The organism is Micromonospora sp. ABR4_055 (assembly GCF_056160425.1).
The window spans coordinates 1-11418 of sequence record NZ_JBSWXD010000059.1; the positions used below are offsets into that span (position 1 = coordinate 1).

General features: G+C 70.7%; 9 protein-coding genes. 2 read left to right on the forward strand and 7 right to left on the reverse strand.

Going from position 1 to position 11418, the window contains the following annotated elements; translation table 11 throughout:
- Positions 1-934: class I SAM-dependent methyltransferase (locus ACXAHD_RS15515; RefSeq protein WP_475051333.1), on the reverse strand; the 934-nt coding region annotated here is incomplete at its 3' end.
- Positions 935-939: 5 nt separating this feature from the next.
- Positions 940-2154: a tRNA lysidine(34) synthetase gene (locus ACXAHD_RS15520; protein ID WP_475051335.1), complete on the reverse strand. Its 1215-nt coding sequence runs from the start codon at positions 2152-2154 to the stop codon at positions 940-942.
- 43 nt (positions 2155-2197) lie between these two features.
- Between ACXAHD_RS15520 and ACXAHD_RS15525 the strand changes: the two genes are divergently transcribed.
- Positions 2198-3217: a GNAT family N-acetyltransferase gene (locus tag ACXAHD_RS15525; protein ID WP_475051338.1), complete on the forward strand. Its 1020-nt coding sequence runs from the start codon at positions 2198-2200 to the stop codon at positions 3215-3217.
- Positions 3214-4371 (forward strand): hypothetical protein, encoded by a 1158-nt coding sequence (locus ACXAHD_RS15530; RefSeq protein WP_475051341.1) that lies wholly within the window; start codon positions 3214-3216, stop codon positions 4369-4371. The genes ACXAHD_RS15525 and ACXAHD_RS15530 overlap by 4 nt, the downstream gene beginning before the upstream one ends.
- Before the next feature lie 14 nt (positions 4372-4385).
- On the opposite strand, the gene ACXAHD_RS15535 is transcribed toward ACXAHD_RS15530, so the two are convergent.
- The 5 genes from ACXAHD_RS15535 to ACXAHD_RS15555 form a co-directional block, all read right to left on the reverse strand.
- Positions 4386-5276 carry a nucleoside-diphosphate kinase gene (locus ACXAHD_RS15535; protein ID WP_475051343.1) on the reverse strand — a complete coding sequence of 297 codons (891 nt, stop codon included), beginning with the start codon at positions 5274-5276 and terminating at the stop codon, positions 4386-4388.
- A 383-nt stretch (positions 5277-5659) separates the two neighbouring features.
- Positions 5660-6919, reverse strand: a complete 1260-nt coding sequence (locus tag ACXAHD_RS15540; RefSeq protein WP_475051346.1) for a M16 family metallopeptidase — start codon at positions 6917-6919, stop codon at positions 5660-5662.
- Positions 6916-8100, reverse strand: a complete 1185-nt coding sequence (locus tag ACXAHD_RS15545) for a hypothetical protein (protein ID WP_281552623.1) — start codon at positions 8098-8100, stop codon at positions 6916-6918. Before ACXAHD_RS15545 ends, ACXAHD_RS15540 begins: the two co-directional genes overlap by 4 nt.
- Positions 8101-8177: 77 nt before the next feature.
- On the reverse strand, positions 8178-8327 hold the full coding sequence (locus tag ACXAHD_RS15550; protein WP_289211867.1) for a hypothetical protein: 150 nt from the start codon (positions 8325-8327) through the stop codon (positions 8178-8180).
- Between the two features lie 256 nt (positions 8328-8583).
- Positions 8584-9384 carry a DUF6406 domain-containing protein gene (locus tag ACXAHD_RS15555; RefSeq protein WP_475051350.1) on the reverse strand — a complete coding sequence of 267 codons (801 nt, stop codon included), beginning with the start codon at positions 9382-9384 and terminating at the stop codon, positions 8584-8586.
- Positions 9385-11418: the final 2034 nt, after the last annotated feature.

An 11418-nucleotide genomic window follows, 5' to 3' on the forward strand; every position in this document is an offset into this window, starting at 1 on the left:
ACGCCCACGCGGCGGCCAGCGCGGGTTCGACCGGTTCGGCCTCGTCGGGGGCGGCGCGCAGGTCGAGCGGCACCGGGGCGGGGCCGTCGCCGGGCAACGGGCCCGGTGGCGGGCTCGGCAACGGGCCTGGTGGCGCTGGCGCGCGGTGGCCGTCGAGCGCCGAGGCCACCACCGGTGCCGGTCGGGCGACGAACTGGACGTAGCGGGTGTCCATGGTCAGCGTGGCACCTGCGGTGAAGTCCGCGTCGGTCCGGGCCACGGCGAACCCGGCACGGGTCAGCAGGGTGCCCACCTCGGTCGGGTGGTAGAGGCGCACGTCGTCGGGGAGGACAGCGGTGGTGCCGTCCGGCCGGCAGACGTCGACCCGGCCGCTGCTGCGCCCGGTGGCCGGGTCGTAGCGGCGTTGGAAGTGGAACGCGGTGCCGCCGATGTCCGCGTGTGCCTCGTCCCGGTAGTGCCGGGCAATAGCGAGCACATTGGAGTGGTCGAGGATCAGCAGACCGTCGGCGGGCAGCAGGCGGCGAACCGTGCGCAGCAGCCGGAGCTGGTCGGCGTCGGACCCCCAGCCGAACGCCTGTACGCAGATGGCCGCATCGACGTCGGGCAGCCCCCACCCGGGTGGCTGCGCGCCGAGCAGGTCCACCCGGCGCAGGTCGAGGGTGACATCGGCGGCGGCGGCGGCGCTCGCGGCCCGCTGCAGCGCGTACCCGGACACGTCCACCCCGATGACGTCGAAGCCCCTACGCGCCAGACCGACGGCGTGCCGGCCGACCCCGCAGCCCAGGTCGACCACCCGCCGGCCGGGTGCGTGGGTGGCCAGGACGTCCGCCAGGTAGGCGACCTCGGCGGCGGTGCGTTCGGCCGTGTACTCGTCGTCGGCGAACGTCCAGTAGTCGGCCGTGAAGTAGCGCTCGTACCACGGGGTCGGCGGCATGCCGGTCAGGACACGGTGGTGAGCTCGCGACGGGCGAAGAAGTCGCAGACGTCGCAGAGGTCCGGTGCGTTGGCGACACCTTCCTGCTGCAGGTAGACCCCGCCGCAGACGCGGCAGGCCGCCTCCATGAAGGGGAACATGTAGCGCTGCATGTTCTCGAACGCGGAGAACATGTAGTAGTCGATGCCCGGCCACAAATCGAGCAGATGGTCGGTCATTCCGTACGCCAGGGACCGCTCGTCGGGCCCGGTGGTGAACCGCCCCGGGGTGCCCTGCCGGTTCAGTTCCGGCGCGACCAACTCCAGGTAGAGCGTCAGTTCCTTCTTGGTGATCCGGTACAGCGGGAAGATGTACCGCAGGCCGCCGATCTGCCGGGTCGGGATGCCACCCATCCGGAATCCGCTGGTCATCCAGGTCACCATGCTGGCCAGCAGGTCGTCGGCGTTGAAGCCGAACGCCACCACCCCGGCGCCGCGCGCGTGTGCCTCCTCCTCCAGCATCCGCCGCAGCACCTGGTGGCCGATGACCATCGTCAGGTGGCTGCCCTCTTCGCTGACGATCTCGTTCATCGAGTCGACGAACGTGCCGCGTAGCCGGAACACCCGCTCCACGTCCGCCGCGGTGACGATGACCTGCTCGATCCCGAGCCGTTCGCCGGAGGCACGGGCGGCGGCGAAGGTCGCCGGCTCCTCCCAGTCGGGCAGGCCGGTGATGGTCACGGCCGTCATGTTCAGTGGCGGCAGCCGGTCCCTGGTCCGCTCCAGCAGGGTCAGGTAGGCGACGCTGTCCCGCCCGCCGGACAGCCCGACGATCACGTGGTCACCGTCGCGCATCACCTCCCGGGACAGGACACTGTCGACGAAGGCTTCCTCGACGTACTGGATGAAGGCGGGAGCGTCGAACTGCTCGCCCCGGACCTCGATGGCGCCCTTGTCGTCGAAAACGATGCTCTTGGTGTAGACCGGGTTGGGTACACCGTAGACCTGCCGTTTCGGGCGGCGCATCACATTCAGATCGTAATGCCGGACCTGCCGGACTTCGATGATGTCGTCGGCGCCGACAACCGTGGTGTCCTCCGACACCACCTGCCCATCGCGCCAGCTCAACACGGAGTTGACCGGGATGCCGTTGCGGCGTAACACGTCGACCAGAGGCTGCCCCGCCGTCGCAGCCAATTCCTCGGTCGTGCCGACCTTCGTGTGGTAATAGACTGACGCCATTGTGCAACCATAGATGCCCGCCGGTGTCCGGTACAGTGCGATCATGGGCCGTACCATCGTCGTCGACCACTACGACGACCCACGGGCGGCGTCACGGGCCGGGTGGGATGCGGTCGCCGGCAACGGTGACACACCGGTCTTCTATCAGGACGGCTACCTGTCGGCGTACCACGATGCGCCGCTCGCGCCGCTGGAGCGGCTCGGATACCTGGTGGCCCGGGAACCGGCGGGACAGCCGGTGGCCGTCCTGCCGGTCGCGCTGCACCGGTTCGCCGACCCGATCGGCGGGCTCCGCCGCCTGCATCCCGGCATCGAGCGGGACAGTGCGTTGCTCAGCCACGTCTGGCACTGCTACGACACCCGACTGCTCGGCGCGGTCGCCCGGACCGATGTGGTCACCGAGCTGATGGACACCCTGCGCCGGCTCGCCGACGACTGGGGGGCCCGCTGGTACGGGCTGGTCAATGTGGACTCGTCAGGCCCGACGGCGACCGCACTCACCGCCGCCGGGCTGACCGGTCGGCACCTGGTGGACCGCTACTCCACCGACCTGACCGGCCTCACCTCGTACGAGGACTACCTTGCCCGACTGGCTCCCCGGCCCCGGGCCAACCTGCGCCGCAACGAGCGCCGGGCGGCCGACGCCGGTTTCGTCTGCGATGTGACCACACCGGACGGCGCGGACCTGGTCGAGATCGCCGAGCTGTGCGACCGGACCGCCGCCCGCTTCGGCAACGCCGGTTTCTACCCAACCGAGACGTTCACCCGGTTCGTCACCGCCCTCGGCCCGGCCGCGCACGTGCTCCGCATCCGTCAACGGGGCACGCTGGTCGCGGCCGGGGTGTGCCTGACCGACCAGCGCCGTTTCCACACCTGGACCTGCGGTGTCGAATACCGTGTCGACGGCAACGCCAGCCCGTACGCGGCGCTGTTCGCCGAGTCGGTCCGGCTGGCGCTGCGGCTGGGCCGCCCGATCCTGGAGGGCGGGCGCAGCAACGACGTCTTCAAACGTCGGCACGGGCTGACCGCCCGCCGGCTCGACGCCTACGTGATGCGGCTGTGAGCTACCGGCTACGCGTCCATTCGGGCATCGCCCCGCAGTGGGAGCGGTTGGCCGCCGACGGGCCGATGCTGACCACACCGGGCTGGCTGCGTGCGATGGCGGGCCGGCTCGGCGGGCGTACGCTCACCTTCGTTGTCGAACAGGGCGACGCGGCGTGCCTGGCCCTGCACGCCACCGTGCAGCCCGTCCCCCGGCCCGGTGAAGTGTTCGACCTGCACCATGTACTGGTCAGTGCGGCTCCCGCGCTGCCGCTGACCGACGCGTCACGTGCCGCGCGAGCCGAGTTGTCGAGGCGGGCCGCGCCCGAGCCGTCCCGCTGGACGCCGAACCTGCTGGTGATGCTGCCCGGCTACGAATGCCTCCCCGTCGGACCGGCGGCGAACAGCCCGGCCGCGCTCGCTGCAGCCGTCGACGGCATCCTGGACTGGGCCGCGGACGCCGGCATCGCGACGGTGGCGTTCCTCTACACCAGACCGGAGGCGACGGCGCTGACCGGTGCTCTGTCCGCAGCCGGGTTCGTGGCGATGCCACTGTCACTGACCTGGGAGCTTCCAGTGCGCGACGGCGGTTTCGACGCCTACCTGGCGTCGCTGCCCCGCAAACGGGCAGCGGAAGCAGGGCGCGAGCTGGCCCGGCTCACCGCCAACGGCGTACGGCTGCGTCATCTGCACGGCGATGCGATCACCCCGGTCGTACCGGTGCTGGCCCGGCTACGCGGCCAGTTGGTCAGCAAGTACCGGGGCCGCTGCGACGAGGCGGCCGAGCGCGGCCGGCTGGAATCGCTGTTGCACGATGTCGCCGGCGGCCGCGCCCAGGTGGTCCTCGCCGATGCCGGGGACGCCGTCGTCGGGTTCGCGCTGTTCGCACCGTTCGCGGACGGGTGGCAGTGCCTGGCCCTCGGCTACGACTACACCGATCGCCGGTCGAGGTTCGCGTACTTCGGCACGGCGTTCTACGGGGCGGTCCCGATCGCCTCGGCGCAGGGTGTCCGCCGGATCGGCTACGGACAGGGCGCGGCGCGGGCCAAACAGGACCGGGGATGCGTCGGTACGCCGCTGACGGCCTGGCTGCACTCGACCGATCCTGAGCTGATGGCCACGGCGCGGGCCGCCGCATCGACGACCGCCCTGATCCCTGGACAGCGAACGTCCTGATCCCGGCGTCGGCGTCACCGGCGCGGCGCAAACCGGCGTGAGGTGGCAAGCACGAGGCGTTCCCACGGGTCGAGCCGGGCGCCGTGGACAGCGAGGAGGTCCTGCACCCGGGCCGGGTCGGGGCCGGGCTGGTCGGGGGTGAACTCGGCGGTCAGTATCGGCGCGAGGGGATGCCCGCTGGCCAGCAGCCCGGCGGCCTTCTCGCCGGCCCCGGCGGCGAGACCGCTGAGGTCGCCGGCCAGCAGGTCGGCCGCGCTGCGGCGGGCGGAGTCGGACAGCCCTGGCCAGGCCAGGGCGAGGACCCGGGCGCGCAGACCGGCCAGGACCTGCGGATATCCCCGGCGCTCGGCGGGAGCGCTCCGGCTGAGCAGATCGAGCAGGGTACGCAGGTCGGCCGGGTCGCCGCCGTCGTACCCGCCGCGCCCGCCGACGCCGGACCCGACGCCGAACTGGCCGTCGGTGAAGACCGCGCTCTCCCGTTGGGAGTCGGCAGGGGTGTCGGAGCTGTGCATCAGGGCCAGCATGACGTTGATGGAGCCGAGGTCGGCACGGATCGTGCCAGGGCTCGCGTCAGCGGGGTCACTCGCCCCTTTGGCCAGGCGCAGCCGGGCGTGGCTGGGGTGTCGCGGATCGGGCCGGACGTCGCGGACCAGAAGCGCCACCGTCGGGCCGAAGTCGAAGAGCTGGTCGACGAGACGGTAGAGGTACGCCTTCCACACCTGGGTGATGTTGCGTTCGTGGAACGCGTCCAGGTCGGCCGGCCGGTGCCACAGCACCCGCCACGCCATTGGCTGGAATCCCTGGTCGACCACCCGGTCCACGATCTGCCCGCCGAGGTGGCGGGCGAGAGCATCGGGGGCGAGCAGCATGAAGACCGTATGTTCCCAGTCGACTGCTTGACTCACGCGGAGGCTCCTTCGCGGCGGTATGGCGGCGGGTGTGGTCCTGGCCTGGTCCGGATGTGCTCCGGGCATGGTGCCGGGTGCGGCCCCGGACCCGCCGGTTGCCGCACCCGTCGTCTGTTTCAGGTCACCGCTTCTTCTTTTTCACGACCGGGCGCCGTGTGTGGACAGCTTGGCGGTTCATCCTGGCCTCCTTCCCGGGTCGAGCGCGGACAATCCGTCGGTCGGTGGATCAGCGAGCGGTTACGCGGCCGGCAAGGAATGGTCACTTGCGGGTCGTTGTCGTCTTCTTCTTCACCCGCGGCCTGCGGCCGAACTTCATGTTCCGGTTCACCCTTCCCTCCCTCCATTGGTAGTTGGTCTGCCGGGTGGGCCGCTGCGGGCTGTCACCCGCCGGCGGTGGCCACCACCAGTTGGTCCGCCATGGACACGGCGGCGTCGTGGACCTGCTGTGGGGAGGCCGCCGCGATCCGGTCGGCGTATTCGGCCACCGACCAGTCGACGCTGCCGCCCAGCAGAGCGTGCCGGCCCAACAGGAGAGTCTCGTCGAGGGAAGTCTCGGCATCGAGCCGGACCAGACCGGCAGCACGTCGGCGGGCCACCGCCACGCGGGCGTCGCTCCAGCCGTCCGCCACCGCCGACCGTACGAGGTCGACGGCGAGCCGGGCCACCTCGTCACGGTGCTCGACAGCGGTGGTGATCGCGATCCGCCAGACGCCGGTGTCGTGGTAACCGCTGAGGTCGCCCCAGATGTCGTAGGACAGCCCCAGACTGGTACGCAACTGCTCGACGAGGACGGATGTGTTGCCCCCGGCGAACAGTTCCATCACCACCTCGGCGGCGGCGAGCCGCGGGTCAGCCAAGGAGAACGCGGGTCCGCCGAGCACCACGGCCGCGGTGTCGCCGGGCAGCGGATGATCCAGCCGCCGGGACCGTACGCCGGGAGCCATTGCCGGCAACGGGATGGGGAGCGCGGGCCGGTCGGCGCGGGCGCTCTGGTGTGTAACGGACAGGCCGGCGAGGGCGCTTCGCGCCGTCGCAGCGGTCACGGCGGCGGGGGTGACACCGCCGGTGACCACGACGGCGACTCGTCCGGCCCGCACGTGGCGGCGGGACCAGGCGGTGACCTCGGCGGCGGTGAGCCGGAGCGCGTCGGCGGGGCTGCCGCCGACCGGCCGGCCCATCGGGTGGTCGCCGTACACGGCGGCGAAGAACACGTCGTGGACGATGTCGGTGGGGTCGGCTTCAGCCAGGCGCAGCTCCTCGATGACCACCCGACGTTCGGCCTCGACGAGGACCGGGTCGAATTCGGTGGCCGTCGCGGCCTCGGCGAGCAGGTCCAGTACGGCCAGCGCGTCCACTGTCGGTACCCGCGCGTACAGGACGACGTAGTCGCGGGCGGTGGTCGCGTTGCCCTCGCCACCGTACGACTCGATCTCGTCGATGACCCGCATCTTCCGGCCGGGCGGCACCGCCTGCATGACCAGGTGTTCGAACAGGTGGGCGGTGCCAGGTGAGGTTTCGTCGCGGGATCCGGCGAGGATCCACACCGACACGGTGGTGATCTCGGCACCCGGCCGGTGACGGGTCAGCACCCGGATGTCGTCGTCCAACGCCCGCCCGACGATCTCGGCGGCGGCGGTCACGGGTTCGCTCCGGTGGTCGCCGGACTGGGCACCGGGCCGGACAGTTCCGCCACGGTGTCTTCGTCGACCTCGTCGCCGATCGTCAACAGGAACCTGCCGACCGGGCTGTCCACCCAGGCCAGCCGACCGCGCTCGTGCAGTGTGGCGGTGGGGGCGTCACCTCGCGGGGCGTCGTCCAGTGGCAGGCCGAAGGCCAGCACCCCGGCCCGGACGGACGCACCGGCGGAGAGCCGCTCGGCGGCCGCCGCCCAGGACCGCTGCTCGATCCGGGCGGAGGCACCTTTGATGTTGCGACGCTGCAGGTGGCGGGCCATGCCAGTGAGGGGACGGCGCAGCACGGCTGCACTGCGGATCGCCCGGCGGGCGCGGGTGTCCAGTTGGTTGCGCCGGGGCGGCGGTCGCAGTGGTGGCAGGCTCGTCCGCGCAACGAGCGCGGCGAGTTCGGCGTACTCCGGCCACAACCCGAGTGCGGTCAGCGCGCGGGTGAGTGTGATCAGCTCTTCCTCGGAGGCCGAGGCCACCAGCAGGCTGGCGTCGATCAGGTCCCGGGCCCGGAAGCGTTGCTCGAAGCGCTCGAACAGGAGCATCAGGGTGTTCTTCACCGCCGGTGCCCGCCACGGTTGCGGCATGGCGGTCAGCGGTGGCACACCGGCCAGGTCACCCAGCGACCACCAGGTGGCGATCTCCACCCCGTACGGCAGGACGAAGCGGGATTCGTGCGGGCGCCGCAGACTCACCATCATGTGCAGACGGTCGTTGAAACAGGCGAACGTGCCGGTGTGCAGGTCCCAGCCATCGTCGATGAGTAGACCTGCCGCTCGCCACAGAGCGGCCTCGGTGCCGGCGACGTAGTCGAGATCGTTCATGGTGCGACCAAGACCGGCCGGGTAGCGGTCGGCTACCTCCAGCCCTTTGATCGGGGTGAGGTCGCTGACGCGTGCGGCGAGCTCGGCCGCCACGGTGCGATAAAACGTGACCCGCGAGGTGGCCAACTCGAGATCGTTGGCAATCCCCGGGTCGAGGGTGACGCCGTCCGCAGCCCACGCGGAGTACAGGGTGGCGGTCAGGGACGGCTGTCCTTGGCGCAGTGCCGCGACCGCCTCGGCCGGATCCTCGAGCGGCTCACCGCAACAGACGCTCAACGCACTAAGGACATCGTCCGCCGACAATTGGAAGGTCACGGCACGGTGCTCCTCGCGGGCTCGGCGACGCCGGCGTTCGCACCGCACGGCGACGCCGAGCGCCCGACGGCGGTGCGCTAGTAGTTGGGCAGGCAGTCCGTGCAGGTCGTGCGGAACTTGACCACCTGGACCGCCTGGCGACGCGCGAGCATCTTCTCGACCCGGCTCGGAGTGAGCAGCGTGGGCGCGACAGCCGTGTCTTTCCTGACGCTAGTGGAATTCTTCACTTCATCCCCTTGCTAGGAAAAGTGGTGGCGTATTCAGCTGATCGTACGGATCTCGCCACACGCAGTCAATGCACAGATCTCAATCGCCAGCCAGGGATAGGGAATCGATCAGCACCAAACTAGTGAATGCCGGATAAAAGCTGGTAGTCACCCAAAACCGACCAATCACCGCCACCTAGGACGGGAGTCCTCAAGATCACTTGACGAAAATTCGGACGACACGCCGACGCCAGCCCGAATCCTCGTCAAGTGATCTTCACGCTACGCCCGGCGCGTCGAGCGGGGTGAGCCGGCCAAGGAAGTCGCCGAACGACCAGCCCATGCTGGTAGTGATCACCTGTCGCTCCCGCCAGGCGATTGCATCCGCCGTACCCGGGCCGGCCAGCAGGTCCATCGGCAGGAAGCCGACGCTGCCCGGGCGGGGTTCCTTCAGCCGAAGCAGCAGCAGACCCTCCATCGGGACCGCGATGACAACGAAGTCCGTCGACAACTTCCCGACCCGCCACTCCCGCTCGGCGGTCAACAGGTCGAACGACGGATACTCCGGGTGCACACCCAGCAGCGGACGCCCCGGGAACAGCGTGAACGGCGCACCCGGCACCCACTGCGGCTCCACCGGCTGCATACCGTTCGTCTGAGACAGCCAATCCCGGTAAGCCCAGGGCAGCGGGCGCCCCAACGCCTGCTCCAGTGCCTGCAACTGACCCTCATCGAGTGGGCCGAACGGCTGCCGCTGCGCCGGCCGCCACCCCGTCACCGCCGTCGACTCGTCCACCACCGGCGGTGCCTCACCCGGCGCCAGCCGCCGCACCGTGACCCGCCACCGACCAGCGTTCTCGAAATGCGCCCCAGCGAAGTACCAGGTCTCGGCACCGATCGGGAACGTCTCCCCCAGCCGCAACAGGTACGTCGTTGAATCGGCAGACCCGGGAAAGGCCACCACCACCTGCGCGGTCACCGGCCGACGCGGATTCGCCCCGGCCGCACCGAGGCTGAACGTACCCATGTTCACCTGTGTGTTGTTCCGAACTACCAGCACATCAGGGTGCGACGGCACAATCCTGTCCTTCCCGTCGAGAACTCAGCCACCGAGCATTCCATGCAGCGTCGGCTCGTCCGGCAACTCGAAGCCCAACTCGCTGCGGGCCACCTGCTCCGCCTCCGCCCGGTTCACCGGCCACCGACCCCCTGCGTGGGCCGGTGCCGAAACCGTACCGGCGCCGGGCGTTGCAGAACCGTTGTCCCAGGCTATCGAGCGCGAACCGTCCGGTCCCACCTCGACGGCCAGCAACTGAGCCAGCTCACCGGCCGTGCCCCGGTCCGCGTAGTAGACAAAGTAGGCGCCGCTCCGCTCAGTCACCGTCCGGCCCGGCCCGGCAGCGGTCAGCGCATTGGTCGCCACGCCCGCCGACGCGCCGACGCCGGCTTCCGCCGTCGACCCGCCTGCCGAGCTGGCCTGCTTCGCGACGGGCGGCACCGGCGGGAGCGGCGGCACCACCGGCGCGCGATCCAGGTGGGCGTAGTCCCTACTCATCAGGTCGAGAAATGCCTGCACCGGGATCGGCTGCGGATGGCCATGATTCCAGGGATTGCGCAGCCAGATGTGCCCGTCCCGTGCCGCCACCACCTCGTACGCGTGTCCCGCGTGCAGTCCGTACGGCGGCGCTCCATTCGGCAGATGCTGATAGCGGTCCGTTGGCATGGTGCTGACGATCACCGGAATCCGCCGCGCCAACAACTGGGCCAGCGTCGCCTCGACCGTAGGCTCGCTGCCCGGGTGCGTGGGAAACCGGTCGGCGCGGGCCGGCTCGCCGGTGAGCTGGGTCAGCACCTCCGCCCACAGATCGGAAGTGCTGCCCGGGTTCATCCGGGCGTAACCGCGCGGCGCGGCCTGGTTTTGGTCTGACCAGCCCTGCCAGCTCTGCCACTGCTGCTGCCAGGCGACCTGCCGGGACTCGGTCCAGGTCCGGTCGACCGCCGCCAGCGCCTTCTCGAGCATGCTCGCCCATGCCGATCCGACCTGCGCCTGGTCGGCGTAGGCGGCCTGCCCCGGCATGATGGCGTGCACCGGGACGTCCGGAGTCACCGTGATCCGCAGTCGTCGGCCGGTCGGAGTGGTCCGGTCGCCAGGGAGGCTGCTTTCGTGCAGCAGGACGTCGACCGTGCCGTCCGGGTTGGGACGGAACAAATTACCGATCGTCTGCGGGCTGTGCCCGGCGATCGCGCCGATCGAGGCGAGCATGCCGCAGTCACCGAGAGCTCCCTGCGCGACCTGCTCCCGCCTGGGCAGCCCATTCCACAGGGGCGCTGCGGCACCCGAGTTCGGATCCACCGGACGGCCGTACTCCGGTGCCACCTCCCCGGGATCCGGCTCCGGCAGGGTGGGGTGGTCGGCGTACACGTGGATCTCGGTCGGGCCGACGGCGAGCGGTGCTGCTTCCGGCGCTTGCTCGACCGGCGCGCTCGGCGCCAGGTTGAGGATCGCCCGGGTCAGAGCGTCCGAGACCAGCACCATGGTGCGGGTCTGCGCCAGGTAGTGGAAGCTGTGGCTGCCGAGCAGCTGGGTGATCGCCGGGCTCGACCCGTACGTCGCGGTGATCGTCGCGTATGCCCGGCGGACGTCCTCGGCCAGCAGCGCCCGCCGGCCGGCGTCGGTCGCCAGGTCGAAACCCGGGTGTACGCCGCCAACGTCGACATGCGGCGCGTTCGCCAACACGTACGGACCGATGTCGACCTGGCCGGTCAGGTCGACGTACACCCCGTCGCGGGCGATCCGCGCGGCCAGCTCCGGATCGACGGCCTGCAGCTGGGCGAGCTGATCGGCGCGCAGCCCGATCACTTGACCGGCGGAGGCCGGCAGCGTCGGCAGGCTCCGTTGGCCCTGCTCGGCGTCGACGGCGAGCCGGTGCAGCTGCTCGGTGAGCTGCGGCGCGTACGGAACGTACCCGTTGTGGACCAGCCGGGCCCGGTAGTCGCGCTGCTGGGCGCGTTGCGGCTCGGTCAGCGTCGCCGGGTCCGCGCCGAGCACAGCCAGGACGGTCTCCGGGGCGAGCGCCGGCGAGGTGAGCCGCAGCAGCAGGTTCGCCAGGTC

What these genes read in the sequence shown, in the direction of transcription:
- ACXAHD_RS15520 (WP_475051335.1), bottom strand. Translation starts at nt 2,154, where the DNA reads ATGGCGTCAGTCTATTACCACACGAAGGTCGGCACGACCGAGGAATTG.
- ACXAHD_RS15525 (WP_475051338.1), top strand. Translation starts at nt 2,198, where the DNA reads ATGGGCCGTACCATCGTCGTCGACCACTACGACGACCCACGGGCGGCG.